At 71.9% G+C, this 15,236-nt stretch carries 15 protein-coding genes; 4 read left to right on the forward strand and 11 right to left on the reverse strand.

All coding sequences use genetic code 11. From position 1 onward, the window contains the following. Positions 1-25: 25 nt before the first annotated feature. The 6 genes from WFI16_RS05135 to WFI16_RS05160 form a co-directional block, all read right to left on the reverse strand. The gene (locus tag WFI16_RS05135; protein ID WP_419896712.1) at positions 26-679 is read right to left on the reverse strand and encodes a PA2169 family four-helix-bundle protein; all 654 of its coding nucleotides are present in this window, start codon (positions 677-679) and stop codon (positions 26-28) included. Between the two features lie 105 nt (positions 680-784). Continuing rightward, positions 785-1,834, reverse strand: a complete 1,050-nt coding sequence (gene ku, locus WFI16_RS05140; RefSeq protein WP_419896713.1) for a non-homologous end joining protein Ku — start codon at positions 1,832-1,834, stop codon at positions 785-787. Positions 1,835-1,853: 19 nt separating this feature from the next. Then, positions 1,854-2,111: a hypothetical protein gene (locus WFI16_RS05145; RefSeq protein ID WP_419896714.1), complete on the reverse strand. Its 258-nt coding sequence runs from the start codon at positions 2,109-2,111 to the stop codon at positions 1,854-1,856. A gap of 34 nt (positions 2,112-2,145) precedes the next feature. After that, complete coding sequence (locus WFI16_RS05150) at positions 2,146-2,361, reverse strand: hypothetical protein (protein WP_419896715.1); 216 nt, start codon at positions 2,359-2,361, stop codon at positions 2,146-2,148. A 109-nt stretch (positions 2,362-2,470) separates the two neighbouring features. Further along, complete coding sequence (locus tag WFI16_RS05155) at positions 2,471-2,785, reverse strand: general stress protein (RefSeq protein WP_419896716.1); 315 nt, start codon at positions 2,783-2,785, stop codon at positions 2,471-2,473. Positions 2,786-2,986: 201 nt separating this feature from the next. Further along, entirely contained in the window at positions 2,987-3,190 is a 204-nt protein-coding gene (locus WFI16_RS05160) for a hypothetical protein (RefSeq protein ID WP_419896717.1), read from the reverse strand. Between the two features lie 164 nt (positions 3,191-3,354). On the opposite strand from WFI16_RS05160, the gene WFI16_RS05165 reads away from it, so the two are divergent. Further along, the gene (locus WFI16_RS05165) at positions 3,355-3,759 is read left to right on the forward strand and encodes a PRC-barrel domain-containing protein (protein ID WP_419896718.1); all 405 of its coding nucleotides are present in this window, start codon (positions 3,355-3,357) and stop codon (positions 3,757-3,759) included. A gap of 96 nt (positions 3,760-3,855) precedes the next feature. Here WFI16_RS05165 and WFI16_RS05170 read toward each other — a convergent pair whose 3' ends face one another. Then, the gene (locus tag WFI16_RS05170) at positions 3,856-4,689 is read right to left on the reverse strand and encodes a sigma-70 family RNA polymerase sigma factor (RefSeq protein WP_419896719.1); all 834 of its coding nucleotides are present in this window, start codon (positions 4,687-4,689) and stop codon (positions 3,856-3,858) included. Positions 4,690-4,923: 234 nt separating this feature from the next. Between WFI16_RS05170 and WFI16_RS05175 the strand changes: the two genes are divergently transcribed. Next, on the forward strand, positions 4,924-5,856 hold the full coding sequence (locus WFI16_RS05175) for a crotonase/enoyl-CoA hydratase family protein (RefSeq protein WP_419896720.1): 933 nt from the start codon (positions 4,924-4,926) through the stop codon (positions 5,854-5,856). Positions 5,857-6,039: 183 nt separating this feature from the next. Here WFI16_RS05175 and WFI16_RS05180 read toward each other — a convergent pair whose 3' ends face one another. Next, on the reverse strand, positions 6,040-8,661 hold the full coding sequence (locus WFI16_RS05180; protein ID WP_419896721.1) for a response regulator: 2,622 nt from the start codon (positions 8,659-8,661) through the stop codon (positions 6,040-6,042). Between the two features lie 25 nt (positions 8,662-8,686). Continuing rightward, entirely contained in the window at positions 8,687-11,050 is a 2,364-nt protein-coding gene (locus tag WFI16_RS05185; RefSeq protein ID WP_419896722.1) for a two-component system response regulator, read from the reverse strand. A gap of 429 nt (positions 11,051-11,479) precedes the next feature. On the opposite strand from WFI16_RS05185, the gene WFI16_RS05190 reads away from it, so the two are divergent. Next, positions 11,480-12,172 carry a glutathione S-transferase family protein gene (locus WFI16_RS05190; RefSeq protein WP_419896723.1) on the forward strand — a complete coding sequence of 231 codons (693 nt, stop codon included), beginning with the start codon at positions 11,480-11,482 and terminating at the stop codon, positions 12,170-12,172. 2 nt (positions 12,173-12,174) lie between these two features. Continuing rightward, on the forward strand, positions 12,175-13,518 hold the full coding sequence (locus tag WFI16_RS05195) for an ABC transporter substrate-binding protein (protein ID WP_419896724.1): 1,344 nt from the start codon (positions 12,175-12,177) through the stop codon (positions 13,516-13,518). Between the two features lie 109 nt (positions 13,519-13,627). Here WFI16_RS05195 and thiE read toward each other — a convergent pair whose 3' ends face one another. Together thiE and WFI16_RS05205 are read right to left on the reverse strand one after the other, a co-directional pair. Beyond that, positions 13,628-14,302: a thiamine phosphate synthase gene (gene thiE, locus WFI16_RS05200; RefSeq protein ID WP_419896725.1), complete on the reverse strand. Its 675-nt coding sequence runs from the start codon at positions 14,300-14,302 to the stop codon at positions 13,628-13,630. Beyond that, entirely contained in the window at positions 14,302-15,222 is a 921-nt protein-coding gene (locus WFI16_RS05205) for a class I fructose-bisphosphate aldolase (protein WP_419896726.1), read from the reverse strand. Before WFI16_RS05205 ends, thiE begins: the two co-directional genes overlap by 1 nt. Positions 15,223-15,236 lie beyond the last annotated feature (14 nt).

The raw sequence follows: 15,236 nt of genomic DNA on the forward strand, positions 1-15,236 counted from the left end.
TTTCTGTCGCGGCGCGCGCGCCGGTTCAGTAGCGGCGCAGGCCCCCCCGCAAGCTGCCGCGCAGCAGCCGGGCGGTCAGCACGGAGACGGCAGTGACCGCCACGGCCGACAGGATGGGATTGGAGACCACCGGCTGGGTCAGCCGGTTGAAGCGGGCGATCAGCCCGCTGCCGGTGTTGGCGGCCGGCACCAGGTCGGTGCTCTCGCCATCATCCAGCATGGCGGCATAGCGGTCGCGCGTCGCGCGCACCTGGCGGTGCTGGCGCTGCAGCAGCTGGCGCGCCTCGGCCGGCAGCTCGGCATCCAGCGCCTCGTCATAGGCGTCTTCCAGCGCCGCCTCGCCACGCACCACCTCGCGCAGCACGCGCGCACGGCCCTGGCCGAACAGGCTGCCCTTCAGGTCGAGGAAAACGCGATGCGCGGCGCCCAGCGTGCTGCCGCCCTTGCGCGGCGCCTCGCCCTTCTGCCGCAGCAGCGCATCGACTTCCTGCGCCATGCGCTCGCGCTTCTCGGCGAGCTCGGCGAATTCGATGCGCAGGAAGCGATCGGCCGTCAGCCGCCGCCCCTGGTCGTAGCCGATGTGGCTGTCATGCAGATAGGCGCTGAGATGGCGCAGCGCGGCCGGCTCGATGCCGTCCGCGGCGGCGACCATATTCTCCGGCAGGTTCACTTTGTTCATCCTTGCCTCCTTCCAGGCCGCGGCGGGCGGGAGGTCACCCCCGGCGCGGCAGTGTCTGGGGCATCAACGCGCCAGGCCGGCGATCGTTCCCGGCAAGGCCGAGGTTCAGGCGCGGCGGACGGCCTTGCCCGTGGCCTTGGCCGCCGGCTTGCGGGCGGCCGTGCGCCCGGTGGCGCCTTTGCGCGCGGGGGTCTTGGCGGGAGCGGCCTTGGCAGCGGAAGGCTTGCTGGCGGATGTCTTGCCCGAGGACGACCTGGAAGAGGAAGCCTTGTTCCCGGCAGCCTTGCCCGAGGCTGTCTTGCCCGAGGCTGTCTTGCCCGAGGCTGTCTTGCCCGAGGCCGTCTTGCCCGGGGCGCTCCTGCCGCCGGCCCGCAGGCTGCGCCGCAGGGCGGTCATCAGGTCGATGACATTGTCCTCGGAGGGTTCCTCGGCCTCGGGCTCCGGTTCCTGGCCCTCGGCCCTCGCGGCGATCAGGGCCCGCAGCTTGGCCTCGTAGCGATCCTCGGCATCGGCGGGATCGTAGTCGCCCTGCTTCTCCTCGATGATCTGCCGCGCCAGCCGCACCATCGCGCGGTCCGGCCGGCTCTCGGGGATCTCCGAGAAGGCTTCCTCGGCCGGGTGGAGGTCGCCTTCCTCCAGCAGGGTCTGCAGCAGGAGGCCCTTGCCCGAAGGCCGCAGGGCCACCGCCCGCTCGCGGCGGAACAGCACCAGCCGGGAGAGCGCCACCAGCCCGCTATCGGCCAGGGCCTGACGCAGCACAGCATAGACCTCGGCCTCGTCGGCACCGTCGGGCACCAGGTAGTAGCCGGCATCGACATGCAGCGGGCCGATCTCGGCGGCGGGGACGCATTTGCCGATCACCAGGTTGCGGCTGCTCTCGACGCGGACGGCGTCGAAATCCTCCTCGCCCAGCAGGATATGCTCGCCCTTGGCATGCTCGTAGCCGCGCACCAGCGTGCTGCGGTCGACCGCACGGTCGGTGCCGGCATCGACGGGCTGCATGCGCACCCGGTTGCCGGTCTTCGGATTGATCAGGTGGAAATGCAGGTTGTTGCGTTCATGCCGCGCCGGCAGCAGCGCCACCGGGCAGGAGACCAGCGCCAGCCGCAGGGTGCCGCGCCAGAGGGGACGTCCCGGGGCGCGGCGCTCGCTCACCGGCGGCTCTCCACCCTTCTCAGCGCCGGGTCTCGGGCGGCGGGTCCTGGGGCTCGGCCTTGCCATAGCTGTTTTCCGGCTGCTGGCGGTTGGCCGTCGGCGGCACCGGGCGCGGCTCGGGATCCTGGCGCGGCGGCGCCTCGGGCGGCGGCGGGGCAGGGGGCGGCGGCGGATTGGCCGGCTGCTCAGGGATGCTGGGCGGCTGCTGCGGCGTCTCGGGAGACAGCGGCACCGACTGGGCCTGGGCCGAATGATCGTCGCGGGTGAAAGCGGTCATGGTCAGGGTCTCCTCAGGGCGCCGGCGGCAGGGATCAGGAGGCTGCGGCAGCCAGCGGCCGGGCCGTCATCTCGACGAGCTCGCGCGGCAGGGCCTCGCGGCCGGCAGCGCCCTCGGGGGCGGCCGGCGTCACCAGCCGGGGCCAGGCGCCGCGATGCGTGGCCAGGCGTTCGGCCAGGTCGCGGCGCAGGGCGTAGGACGGGCTGTCGGCGGGCGAGCGGCTCTTCAGCGCGGCGTCGAAGATGGTCATGGTCGGGTTCCGCAGAGCGCAACAGAGGGCAGGAGAAGCAGAGGCCTGGCGGAAGCCCGGCCGACCACGCGAGGGCCGGGGCAGGGCATCCGCCAGGGAAATGGCGCTTTCAGGCTTCGCTGTCCGGCGTGGCCGAGCCGGTCGCGGCCTCGCCCTCGCTGCGCGGGCCGGTCTTGCTGTGGGTGGCCTGGCCACCCTTGCGCCCGGCCTTGGCCGCCAGGCTGCGGTCGCGCGAGAAGGAGCGGTCCGCCGCCTGCACCGCCTGGCCACCCTTGCGGCCGGCCTCGGCGGCCAGGGAGGGATCCTGGGCGAAGCTGCGCTTCGCGGCGGGCACGCTCTGGCCGCCCTTGGAGGCGATGCTGCGCTGCTTCTCGGCATCCATCGAGGCGAAGCCTTGCTTGCCGCCGCTGCGTGTCTGGCTCATCGGTATCATCCTTCCACAGGCCCGGAGGGGCTCATCGCGTTGAGAGAGGGCCCGCCACCGCGCGGAACGTTCCAATGGAGCGCGCCGCAAGGCCCAGGCTCCCTAACAACCGGGCGGCCACGGCCAAGTTCCGCTCGCCCGGAAAGCCGGGGGCAAAAACCGCAGGGCTCACGCATGCGTGCTCGGTCATGGCGCCCTGGCTCAGGTGCTGAGCACGGCGGAGAGGATGAAGCCGAGCACGACCAGGATCAGCGAAATCAGCAGCACCCAGCGCATGCGGCCGAGCGTCACGCCCTGGCGGGCCTGGGTCGTCTCGATCGGCTTTTCGGGCATCGGCACCTCGTGGTGTCCGGGGGGCGGGTCGATCGCGCGCTCGCGCATCGGCCTGGTGTCGCTGTCGGCCATGGGCAGGGCTCCTCCTTCCCGTATTGGGCAACCCGGATGCTTGTCGGGATCACCGAGGGAAAAGCAGAAGCGGTGCGGGAGTTGCGCCAGGACGGCGGTTTTTCGGAACTCCGGCAGTACTGGCGCGTTCTGCCGAAATGGAACCAAACCATCAGGAGGTCTCGATGTCCCAAGCTGATGCTTCCGGCGCCCCCGGCGGTGCTCCCGCTGGCGCGCCGCTGATCGCCTCCGACCGGGTCGAGGGCACCGCCGTCTATGACGCCATGGGCAATCGCCTGGGCTCGGTGGAAACGCTGATGATCGACAAGATGACCGGCCACGTCGAATACGCCGTGTTGTCGTTTGGCGGCTTCCTCGGCCTCGGCAGCTCGCATTATCCGCTGCCCTGGGCCCGGCTGCGCTACGACACGCGCCTGGGTGGCTATGTGACCGATATCACCGAGGCGCAGCTCGCCGAGGCCCCGTCCTTTCCGCGCGACGAGACCGTGGACTGGTCGGACAGCGGCTGGGGCGAACGGCTGCGCGGGCATTATGGCGCAACGCCCTATGGCTCCCGCGACGGGCTCTGAGAGGTCCGCCATTCTAGGGACGGGGATGGGCCGCAGGGCGCATCCCCCGGTGCGGGGCCATGGTGCCGGCGGCGCAGCCCCGGGCGCGGTGCCCGCCTAGCCGACGAGGCGGCGGCGCTCTTCCAGCGACGTGCTGCGGTGGAAACGCGGCGTGTCCTTGCCCTCGCCCTTGTTCTCCGCTTCGAGCAGGGCGAAGAGCGCGGCGCGGGCGCGATGCACACGGCTCTTCACGGTGCCCACCGCGCAGCCAAGGATGCGGGCGACATCCTCGTAGGGCATGCCCGAGCCGGCCACCAGCGCCAGGATGGAGCGGTGGTCCTCCGGCAGGCTGTGGAAGATGCGCTGGAAGTCGGTGAGTTCCAGGCCTTCATCCTGCCGGGCCGACACCGCCACGCGCTCCAGCGCCGTATCGTCCATCTCCTGCGTCAGCCGCCGCTTGGCGACGAACTCGTTCAGGAAGCGGTTGCGCAGGATGGTGAAGGCCCAGGCCTTGAAGTTGGTGCCCTGCTGGTAGCGATCCGCCGAGTTGATCATCCGCAGCACCGCATCCTGTACCAGATCATCGGCATCGTGCCGGTTGCGGGTCAGCGAGCGCGCATAGGCGCGGAGATCGGGCAGGCAGCCGAGCAGCTCCGCTTCGATCGCGCGCGCCTCGGGCGAGGGCGATGTCGATGACCCCGATTGTACCGTGGCCTCTTCCTGCATCGCCGCATCCGATTCGCCAGGGCGCTGCATCGCCGCGGTGGCACGATCCGGCGCAGCGGCATCGTTCACGACTTCGTCGGTTACCGCCGCCTTCTGCGCGCTGTCGGTGGCAGCCGCTTCCGTCTGCAAAGGAGCGCCCGAGGGGCCGTTTGCATCGGGCTCGACCATGGTGATGTCGATCCTGTGCATGATGGCCTGCGGTTCGGGGAAATTGTCGCGGGGCATTGCCGCGTAAACGCCATGGCAGGGAGGTGGTTGCCGAAGCGTTAGGCGCGGGCGTTGCGGCGGCGCCTCATGACAGCCCGGTGGTGGATGTTGCAGCTGCACAAAACCACGGGACTCCGAGACGTGAACACAACACTAATATGCCCCGCGCGGACGCCGCATGGCCTGCCGGTGGTCGGTGGGGGGCGTCCCGCGCCTGATGGCCCCTGGCCGTCGCAGCAGGAGAGTTCCTTCATGTTCCTCGATCGTCCCGTCGCCGCCCCGAGCATCCCTGCCAGCAACACCGTGCGCGAACTCGATGCGCGCTTTGACAATCTGGATGTCCGGCTGGAATCCGACAGCCGCAGCCTGTGGTGCACGATGCGGCCGCAGGGCCGGCCCAGCTACACCATGGCGCTGATGCAGGACGTGCATGCGATGCAGCACCATGTCACCAGCGCCTTCGCCGCGGCCGCGGCGGCCGGTCAGCAGCGCCCGGCCGACTGGTTCGTCATGGCCTCCGCCGTGCCCGGCATCTACAATCTCGGCGGCGACCTGGCGCATTTCGGCGAGCGCATCCGCGCGCGTGACCATGCCTCGCTGGTGCGCTACGGCCATGTCGCGGTCGAGGCGATCCACCGCAACCATGTCGCCTTCGACCTGCCGATCGTCACCATGGCGCTGGTGCAGGGCGATGCGCTGGGCGGCGGCTTCGAGCACGCGCTGTCCTTCGACCTGATCGTCGCCGAGCGCTCGGCCAAGATCGGCCTGCCGGAAATCCTGTTCAACATGTTCCCCGGCATGGGCGCCTACAGCTTCCTGTCGCGCCGCATCGATCGTGCCAAGGCCGAGGCGCTGATCACCTCGGGCCGCATCCACACCGCCGAGGAGCTGCACGCGATGGGCGTCGTCGACGTGCTGGCCGAGGATGGCGAGGGCGAGGTGACGGCGCGCGACTACATCGCCCGGCATGGCCGCAAGCACAATGCGCACCTGACCATGTATCGCGCGCGGCGCCGGGTGAACGGCGTCTCGCTGGCCGAGCTGCGCGACGTGGTCGAGATGTGGGCCGAGGCGGCGATGAACCTGGGCGAGGCCGACCTGAAGAAGATGGGCCGCCTGGTCGCCGCGCAGGAGAAGCGCCTGGCCGGCACCGCCTCGCCGGGCCTCGCCGTCGCCGCCGAGTGAGCCGGGCGGTGATACCGATGGCAAGGCTGCAGGCCGGGCCGGCCGGGGCAAGAAGCCCCGCGGCCCGGCAGCGGGCGGCGGCGTCAGCAGTCAGGGGAATGTCGGTCAGGGCGCCCGGCAGGGCGGGTGCCATGACCGGGAAGAGCGCTTGCAGCACCCTCCGCGGCAGGGCCGAAGACCGGCTCAGCCGCGGTGGCTCTGGCTGCCGGCCTCCGGCAGCAGGGCGTGGCGGGTGCGGTCCAGCTCGGCCCGGGCCCGCGCCAGCAGCTCGGGGGCCTCGCGCAGCAGCTCGTCGCGCGACAGCTTGCGCCACTCGCCGCAGAGCCGCGTCAGCCCGATGGCGCCGATATTCGCCGCCGAGCTGCGCAGCGCATGGGTCTCGGCCTGGAAGCGGACATGCTCCCCGGCCGCCGCCGCCTGGCCCAGCGTCTCGATCAGGCCGGCGGCATCCGCCAGGAAGTCGGCGGCCAGCCCCGCCAGGAACTCCTCGCCGCCGAGCTGGCGCAGGTTCTCCACCGTCTCCGGATCGATCGCCGGCTGGGTCGGGCGGAAGCGCGGGTGGGAGGTGATGTCGGCAATGCCGGGCGCCTCCTCCTCGGGCAGGGCGGCGCTGGGCAGCGGCGCGCGGCGCGCCCCGGGCAGCGGCGCCCGCGCCGCCTCGGCGACGATGCGCAGCAGGTCCTCCGGCTGCACCGGCTTGGTGACATGCCCATCCATGCCGGCGGCGCGGCAGCGATGCGCGGATTCCTCGGTGGCATCGGCGGTCAGCGCCAGGATCGGCAGATGCGGCTGGCCGAGCGCCATGACGCGGAACATCTTGGTCGCCTCGATGCCGTCCATCTCCGGCATGTTGACGTCCATCAGCACCAGGTCGAGCCCCTCCGCCTCGCGCTCCAGCAGGTCGAGCGCGGCGTCGCCATTCTCGGCCAGGCAGACCTCGTGCCCGGCGCTCTCCAGGATCTTGGCGAAGACGCGCTGGTTGACCCGGCTGTCATCCGCCACCAGCACCCGCAGCTTGCGGTCGGCTGCCACCGCCAGGCGGGGCGGCGCGGCGGCGGGCAGCGCCCCGGCCGGCGCCGGGACGGGGCTGGCGGCCTCGCCCACGAGGCCACGGCCCGGTGCGATGCCGAGCGCCAGGCGCAGCGCGGCGGCCAGCTCGGCGCCGTCGGCGCTCTCCGGCAGCAGCAGCGCGCTGGCGCGACGCAGCGTCAGCGGCGGCAGGCCGACCGCCTGGCCGCCGAGCAGCAGCCGGGCATAGGGCAGCTCCTCCGGCAGGGTGGCGGCCAGCTCCGGCAGGGCGGCGAGATGCGCCAGCAGCAGCGCCTGGCCGGGTGGCTGGCCGCGCAGCAGGTCGAGCGCCGCCTCCGCGGTGGCCGCCGGGCGGGTGACCAGGCCGAGGGCGCCGAGCCGCTCGGCCAGGGCGGCGGCGCGCACCGGCGCCGCGTCCAGCAGCACCAGGCTGACACCCTCGAGCGAGGCGGTGGGCGCCTCGGCGACGCTTTCCACCCGGATATCGAAGAAGAAGGTGCTGCCGAGGCCGAGCGCGGAGCGGACGCCGATGCTGCCGCCCATCAGCCCGACCAGCTGGCGGCAGATGCCGAGCCCCAGGCCGGTGCCGCCGAAGCGGTTGATGATCGAGCTGTCGGCCTGGGTGAAGTTCTCGAAGATGCGCGCCTGCGCCTCCTCGGCGATGCCGATGCCGGTGTCCGAGATCTCGGCCGTCAGGCGCAGCCGGCCGGGGCCGGTCGGGACGGCGTCCAGCGCCACCGTCACGCTGCCCTCGGCGGTGAACTTCACCGCATTGCCGGCGAGGTTCAGCAGCACCTCGAGCAGGTGGCGGCGGTCGCCGCGCAGCCAGGGGGGCGTGCGCGACGTGATGTGCAGGTGGAACTGCAGCCCCTTGTCGCGGCATTGCGCGGCCAGCAGGGCGCGCAGCTCGACCAGCAGCTCGGCGGTGTCGAAGGCGACCGTCTCGCTCGGCATCCGTCCCGCCTCGATGCGGGACAGGTTCAGGATGTCGTCGATCAGCGCCAGCAGCGAGCGGGCGGCGCTGTCGACGGTGCGCGCCATCTCCTGCTGCTCGGCATCCAGCCGCGTGCCGCGCAGCAGGCCGCCCATGCCGATGATGGCGTTGAGCGGGGTGCGCAGCTCATGGCTGACGCTGGCCAGGAACAGCGACTTGGCGCTGCTCGCCGCCTCGGCCTGCTGGCGCGCGGTGTTCAGCTTGCGGATCAGCGTGCCGGCATAGAGCGGCAGGATCAGCAGGCCGATCCACAGCCCGACCGCCAAATGCAGGGTCTGCTGCCAGAACTCGGTGGTGGCGATCACCGCGCCGAAGCCGGCCAGCGCCGCCAGCATGGTGATGCGCAGCGCCGGCAGGCCGAAGCGGAAGCCGTTGCCGAAGACCACCCAGAGATAGATCGGGAAGAAGGCCGCCACCGGCTCGCCGCCCAGATGCAGCTGCCAGGAGGTGAAGCCGCAGTCGAGCAGCACGGCGAAGAAGCGGCGTCCCGCATTGGCGGCGGGGAAGACCAGGATATGCGCCAGCACGCCGATCGCCAGCGTGAAGAAGGCCGCCATGCTGAGCAGGGCTTCCTGGCTGCCGCCGGAGGCCAGCACGGCCAGCAGCACGCCGCCGCCGAAGACCAGCCGGTTCAGGCTCATCTCGTGCTCGCTGTCCGGCCGGTTGCGCAGCCGATGCAGCAGAAAGCGCCAGGCCTGGGCGAGGCGGCCGGCACGCGGCGGCGGGGCGGCAGCGAGGCGGGCCGCGTCGGAGGAGGCGGTAGGCGGGCCGTCTGGGTTCATGTGCCGCTCGCAGCCCCGTGCATGCTCAGTCGCGGGAACCGGCGGTCGCGGGGCGCGTCACCGGCGGGTTTGGTACGGCTTCGTTATCGATAACCCGGGAGGCTGCCTTGCCCGAGGACGGCGCGGACGGCAAGGGGGGACGCGCCGGCGGCGGCAGATCGAGCGGCAGCACTGGTGGTGGCGGCTCCTTGCCGGGGCGCTCCAGCGGCACCACCAGCTCGCGCTCGCCGCGGCGGCGGGCCTGCGGCTGGCGCAGCAGCTGGGCGAAGGTCCCGGCCGGGACCGCCTCGCTGAAATAGAAGCCCTGCACCTCGTCGCAGCCCTCGCTCGTCAGCCGGGCGAGCTGCGCCTCGTTCTCCACCCCCTCGGCGATCACCTGCAGCCGCAGCATGTGGCCGAGCTCGACGATGGTGCGGACGATGGCGGCGTCGTTCGGCTCGCTGGTCATGCCGCGCACGAAGGACTGGTCGATCTTCAGCCGGTCGACCGGGAAGCTCTTCACGTAGTTCAGCGACGAGTAGCCGGTGCCGAAATCATCGACCGAGATGCGGATGCCGAGCGCCCGCAGCGCCTGCAGCCCGGCCACCGTCTCTGGCGCCTGGTCCATCAGGATGCCCTCGGTCAGCTCGAGGTCGAGCAGGTCCGGCTCCAGCCCGGTCTCCTCCAGGACGCGGATCACCAGGGCCTGGACGTCCTGCCGGCGGAACTGCACCGGGGAGAGGTTCACCCCCATGCGCACCGGCGGCAGCCCGGCCTCGCGCCAGGCGACCGCCTGGCGGCAGGCCTCGACCAGCACCCATTCGTTGATCGGCACGATCAGCCCGGTCTCCTCGGCGATCGCCAGGAAGGTGCCGGGGGTGGAGAGGCGCTGGCCGGAGCGGCGCCAGCGCAGCAGCGCCTCGGCCCCGGTGATGCGGTTGGTGCGCAGGTCGACCTGCGGCTGGTAGTGCAGCACGAACTCGCCGCGCGCCAGGCCGGCGCGGAGATCCGCCTCGATCTGCATCGCCTCGCGGGCGCGGGCGTCCATGGCGGCGGCGAAGAAGCGCCAGGCGTTCCGCCCCTCGGCCTTGGCGCGGTACATGGCCAGGTCGGCATTGCGCAGCAGCTCGTCCGGATCGGTGCCGTCGCGCGGATAGAGGGTGATGCCGATGCTGGCGCCGGCCGAGAGGCTGTGGCCCTCGCAGAGCACCGGCTCGGAGAGCGCGGCGATCACCCGGCCGGCCAGCGCGTCGGCCTCCTCGGCGCCGTTGATGCCGGTCTGCACGATGGCGAATTCATCGCCGCCGAGGCGCGCCACGATGTCGTCCTCGCGCACCGTCGCCTTCAACCGCTGCGCGACCGCGCGCAGCAGCTCGTCGCCCAGATGGTGGCCGAGCGCGTCGTTCACCGCCTTGAAGCGGTCGAGGTCGAGGAACAGCAGGGCGAAGACATGGTCGCCCCGGCGGCCGCGGGCCAACTCGCGGCGCAGCCGGTCGCGCAGGAAGGCGCGGTTGGGCAGGCCGGTCAGCGCGTCGTGATGCGCCATGTGGCCGAGGCGTCGCTCGGCCAGCTTGCGGTCGGTGATCTCCAGCGAGGTGGTCAGCACCGAGACCACCTCGCCGCGGGCATTGTGCAGCGGCGCCTTGGTGGTGACGAAGATGCGCGGCTGCCCCTCGGGCGAGGTGGTCTCCTCCTCGCGGCCGGGCAGCGCCATGCCGGTCTCGAAGACCAGCTGGTCGAGGGCGCGCGAGCGCAGCGCCCGCTCATGCCCGAACAGCCGTTCGATGTCGTGGCCGACCAGCGCGTCGGGCGGCTGGCCGACGAAGCTGGCCTGGGCGGCGTTGACGAAGACGCAGCGGCCATGTCGGTCGGCGGCGCTGATCATCGCCGGCACCGTGTCGATCACCTGGGCGAGCGCGGCCCGGCTGTCGCGCAGCAGCTCCTCGTGCGAGCGCGCCGTGTGCTCCAGCTCCTGCTCCAGCGATTCGGCGCGGCGCTCGATCACCTGCTGCTGCCAGCGCATGCGCAGCAGGTTGCGGGCGCGCGTCAGGAACTCGTAGTGGTCGACCGGGCTGAGCAGGAAATCGGTGGCGCCGGCCTCCAGCGCCCGCATGCGATAAGCGCGGTCGTTATAGGCGGTGATGACGATCACCGGCACGTCGACCACCGAGGAGGCGGTGCTACCGGCCGGCTTCAGCCCGCGCAGCCGGCGGGTGAATTCGGCCCCGTCCATCTCCGGCATGCGGAAGTCGGTCACCACCAGATCGACGCTGTTCTGCGACAGCCAGCGCAGCGCCTCGTGCGGATCGCCGAAGGCCTGGACATGAACATCCTTGTCCAGCGACAGCGCCAGCCGGGCGAAGATGTCTCGGTTGGTCGTCCTGTCGTCCAGGATCAGGATCGTAGCCATATCGCTCCGTCGCGCACGGAAAGGACGCCCCAAGAGACGCCGGGGGGATCGAACCGGCCGCGGCGGGGGGCCAGGGCCAGGCGGGGGGGTGAACACGGGCGCCTCGCGGCGAATTTCCTAAGCTTGCACGTTCATGGGGTGCTTGTCGCCCTGCACGGAGCCGCCTCGCACGGCAAAACTTGCACGGCAAGCCGCGCATGGCTGAGCAAGGCCTGCCGCATGGCGGCGCACGGCGCCGCGAAAAGGCCAAGTCCAAGGCCTCGTTGCAGAAGCGGCTTCCGTGGCTTGCCGCCGGGCAGGGGGGTCTGTAGCGTCCCGGCGGGCACCGCCCCGGCACCCTGTCCGAGCCCCTCGACCGCGCGCAAGGAGAAGCCCCGTGACCGATCTGTCCCGCCGCCCCGTCCCGCCGCTGGCGACCGGCTGAGCGCCATGGGCCGCATCCTCTACGAGCTGGCCGGCGCCGATCCGGCCCGTCGCTTCAGCCCCTATTGCTGGCGCATCCGCATGGCGCTGGCGCATAAGGGGCTGGAGGCGGAATGCCGTCCGTGGCGCTTCACCGAGAGCCAGGCGATCGCCTTCTCCGGCCAGGACAAGGTGCCGGTGCTGGTGGATGGCGAGAGGGTGGTCAGCGATTCCTGGGCGATCGCCGCCTATCTGGACGCCGCCTATCCCGATCGCCCGGCGCTGTTCCCCGGCCATCCGGCGGCCAGCCGCTTCACCGCGCTCTGGGCCGACACCACGCTGAACAGCCAGCTCGCCCGGCTGATCGTCAGCGACATCCCCGGCTGGCTGGCGCCCGAGCACCGCGAGTATTTCCGCGCCAGCCGCGAGGCCCGCTTCGGCATGTCGCTGGAGGCGGTCACCGAGGGGCGCGAGGCGCGGCTGCCGGGCTTCCGCGCCAGCCTGGCGCCGCTGCGCGCCCTGGTGCGGCTGCAGCCCTATCTCGGCGGGGAGCGGCCGGATTACGGCGACTACGCGGTCTTCGGCAGCCTGCAATGGGCGCGCTGCGTCTCCAGCCTGCCGCTGCTGGAGCGCGAGGACCCGCTGCATGGCTGGCGCAACCGCATGCTGGACCTGTTCGGCGGGCTGGCCCGCGCCGCGCCGGCCTGCGACACCGATTGAGCATGCCGCGCCCACCGCTGCCCCGCCGCCAGGCCCTGCTGCTGGGCGGCACGCTGCTCGGCCCGCTGGCGCGGCCGGCGGCGGCGCAGAGCGGCTTCTACGCCGTCGCCCTGGGCGACGACCCGTGGCAGGCGCTGCTGCAGCGCGTCCGGGGCCAGGTGGTGCATTTCCATGCCTGGGCCGGCGACGCGCCGACCAACGCCTATATCGCCTGGGCCGCCGCCCGGCTGCGGGTGCTGCACGACATCACCCTGCGGCATGAGCCGGTGGACGATGTCGGCGCCCTGCTGGCTCGGCTGGTGCCGCCGCCGGCCGCCGGCGACGCGGCAGGCCCCACGGCAGGCCCCACGGCAGACCCGGCGGCGACCGCCGCGGAGGCGGCGTTGGCCGACCGGCTCGAGGCTGCCCCCGCCGCGGCCGATCCGCCGCTCGACCTGTTCTGGTTCAACGGCCCGCATGTGCTGAGCCCGGCGCAGCGGGCCAGCCTGCGCCCGGTGGCCGAGGCGCTGCCGAATTTCCGCCTGGTCGATACCGAGGGCAAGCCGGGCACGGTCACCGACTTCGCCCTGCCGGTCGAAGGCCGCGCCGTGCCCTGGCGGCTGGCGCAGGCGGTGTTCCTCTACGACAGCGCCCGCGTGCCGCATCCGCCGCTGTCGATGCTGGCGATGCCCGACTGGGCGCGGGACCATCCGGGCCGCCTGACGCATCCGCAGCCGCGCGACCCGCTGGGCGCTGCCTTCCTGAAGCAGGCGCTCTACGAGATGGTGCCGCATGAGGGGGTGCTGGCCCGGCCGGCCTCGGACGACAATGTCGCCCTGGTCACCGCGCCGCTCTGGGAATGGTATGGCGCGCTGCGGCCGCATCTCTGGCAGCAGGGCCGCCGCTTCCCCGAGGATGCGCTGGCCCAGGGCCGGCTGCTGCAGCAGGGCGAGCTCGATCTCGGCATCTCGCTGAACCCGGGCGAGGCCTCGATGGCCATCGCCGCCGGCCTGCTGCGCGAGAGCATCCGCTCCTACGTGCCGACCCGCGGCAGCATCGGCCAGGCCTCGTTCCTGGGCATCCCCGGGCAGGCCCGCCAGCCGGAAGCGGCGATGGTGGTGGCGGACTTCCTCCTGTCGCCCGAGGCCCAGGCCGAAGCCCAGGACCCCGCGGTGCTGGGCAGCCCGACCATCCTGGACCTGGCCCGCCTCGACCCGGCCGACCGCCGGCGCTTCGAGAGCCTGCCCGCCGGCGTCGCGACGCTGAGCAATGCCGCGCTGGGCGCCTCGCTGCCGGAGCCGCATCCGTCCTGGGGGACGCGGCTGGCGGAGGAATGGGAGAGAAGGAAGGCGGGCAGGGAAGGCTAGGCGGCAGGCTGGGGGAATGAATTCCCCCAGACCCCCATCTTCTTTCTGTCTCTCGGCCGTTTGGAGGGGCGTGCCTGATGCCGTCGGCACCAGGGCATCGCGGCGGATTTTACGAAGCGGCGGCGATCGCCGCGTTCATCGCCCGCACGCCGGCGGCAGGGCCGTCCGGATGGTTCCATACCGCTCCCACCACCGCGAGGAAGTCGGCGCCGGCCTGGACGAGCGGGGCGCAGTTCGTGGCGTTGATGCCGCCGATCGCCACCGAGGGCAGCTCGAACATCTCGGTCCACCAGGCCAGGATCTCCGGCTCGGCGTGGTGCTCGACATTCTTGGTGCTGGTGGGGAAGAAGGCGCCGAAGGCCACGTAGTCGGCGCCGAGCTCGCCGGCCTGCATCGCCAGATGGCGGCTGGCATGGCAGGTGATGCCCAGCATCATGTCGGGGCCCAGCAGCTTGCGGGCCGCCGCATGGTCGCCGTCCGTCTGGCCCAGATGGGCGCCGTCGCAGCCGGTCTTCTTGGCCAGGTCGGCGCGGTCGTTCAGCAGGAAGGCCACGTCGCGCGACTGCGCCACCGGCCGCAGCACGTCAATCGCCCGCTTCAGCGCGTCGTCGGACAGGTCCTTCAGGCGCAGCTGCACGGCGGCGACATCGCCGGCATCGAGCGCCGCGGCCAGGATGTCGGCGAAGCTGGCCGGCTCCAGCGCGGGGGGCGTGACGAGATAAAGGCGGCAGCCGGTTTCCCGGTTGCCGCCCTGCTCCTCCGCCGGCTTGGCGGAGCGTGGCATCAGCCGGCCGACTTGTAGACGGCGATGATGTCGGACAGCAGCTTCAGCGCTTCCGCCTTGGGGCGCTGGAAGGTGTTGCGGCCGATGATCGAGCCGTTGCCGCCACCCTGGTGGATGCCGCGCGCCATCTCGACCATGGCTTCCGCCGTGCCGGCCTCGCCGCCCGAGAAGACGACCAGGCGACGGCCGCCGAAGCAGGCGTCGGTGATGTGCTTGATACGGCTCGCCAGGGTCGAGGCGTCGACCGGGTTCTTCTCGTAGGTCTTCTTCGCCGCGTCGAGCGAGATGACGTCCGTCGGCGGCTTCACCTTGATGATGTGGGCGCCGAGCAGCGCCGCCATGTGCGCGGCATAGGCGCAGATGTCGAGCGCCGTCTCGCCGGCCTTGTCCAGCATCGGGCCGCGCGGATAGGACCACACGACGACGGCGAGGCCGGCGGCCTTGGCCTCCTCCGACAGCTCGCGCAGCTCTTCCATCAGCTCGAACTGGTATTCCGAGCCCGGGTAGATGGTGAAGCCGATGGCCGAGCAGCCGAGGCGCAGCGCGTCGGCGACGGTGCCGGTGACGGCCTGGTCCTTGGTGGTCGACAGCGAGTTCGAGCTGTTGACCTTCAGGATGGTCGGGATGGCGCCGGCATAGGTGGCGGCGCCGGCCTCGATCATGCCGAGCGGCGCGGCATAGGCGGAGAGGCCCGCCTCGATCGCCAGCTCGAAATGGTAGCGCGGGTCATAGGCGGCGGGGTTCGGCGCGAAGCTGCGGGCCGGACCGTGCTCGAAACCCTGATCGACCGGCAGGATGACCAGGCGGCCGGTGCCGCCGAGCTTGCCTTCCATCAGGATGCGGGCGAGGTTCGCCTTGGTGCCGGGGTTGTCGCTCTCATACCAGGAGAGGATTTCCTTGACGCGGCGTGTCAGCTTCATCGTTCCGTCCTTCC

This window comes from Roseomonas sp. USHLN139 (assembly GCF_037145735.1).
In the GTDB taxonomy this organism is placed as follows: domain Bacteria; phylum Pseudomonadota; class Alphaproteobacteria; order Acetobacterales; family Acetobacteraceae; genus Pseudoroseomonas.

Excerpts from the sequence above, each read along its gene's own strand:
- WFI16_RS05205 (WP_419896726.1), bottom strand. The coding sequence starts at position 15,222 with ATGAAGCTGACACGCCGCGTCAAGGAAATCCTCTCCTGGTATGAGAGC.
- WFI16_RS05150 (WP_419896715.1), bottom strand. The coding sequence starts at position 2,361 with ATGACCATCTTCGACGCCGCGCTGAAGAGCCGCTCGCCCGCCGACAGC.
- WFI16_RS05135 (WP_419896712.1), bottom strand. The coding sequence starts at position 679 with ATGAACAAAGTGAACCTGCCGGAGAATATGGTCGCCGCCGCGGACGGC.
- WFI16_RS05160 (WP_419896717.1), bottom strand. The coding sequence starts at position 3,190 with ATGGCCGACAGCGACACCAGGCCGATGCGCGAGCGCGCGATCGACCCG.
- WFI16_RS05145 (WP_419896714.1), bottom strand. The coding sequence starts at position 2,111 with ATGACCGCTTTCACCCGCGACGATCATTCGGCCCAGGCCCAGTCGGTG.
- WFI16_RS05175 (WP_419896720.1), top strand. The coding sequence starts at position 4,924 with ATGTTCCTCGATCGTCCCGTCGCCGCCCCGAGCATCCCTGCCAGCAAC.
- WFI16_RS05190 (WP_419896723.1), top strand. The coding sequence starts at position 11,480 with ATGGGCCGCATCCTCTACGAGCTGGCCGGCGCCGATCCGGCCCGTCGC.
- WFI16_RS05185 (WP_419896722.1), bottom strand. The coding sequence starts at position 11,050 with ATGGCTACGATCCTGATCCTGGACGACAGGACGACCAACCGAGACATC.
- WFI16_RS05195 (WP_419896724.1), top strand. The coding sequence starts at position 12,175 with ATGCCGCGCCCACCGCTGCCCCGCCGCCAGGCCCTGCTGCTGGGCGGC.
- WFI16_RS05170 (WP_419896719.1), bottom strand. The coding sequence starts at position 4,689 with ATGCCCCGCGACAATTTCCCCGAACCGCAGGCCATCATGCACAGGATC.
- WFI16_RS05165 (WP_419896718.1), top strand. The coding sequence starts at position 3,355 with ATGTCCCAAGCTGATGCTTCCGGCGCCCCCGGCGGTGCTCCCGCTGGC.
- thiE (WP_419896725.1), bottom strand. The coding sequence starts at position 14,302 with ATGCCACGCTCCGCCAAGCCGGCGGAGGAGCAGGGCGGCAACCGGGAA.
- WFI16_RS05180 (WP_419896721.1), bottom strand. The coding sequence starts at position 8,661 with ATGAACCCAGACGGCCCGCCTACCGCCTCCTCCGACGCGGCCCGCCTC.
- WFI16_RS05155 (WP_419896716.1), bottom strand. The coding sequence starts at position 2,785 with ATGAGCCAGACACGCAGCGGCGGCAAGCAAGGCTTCGCCTCGATGGAT.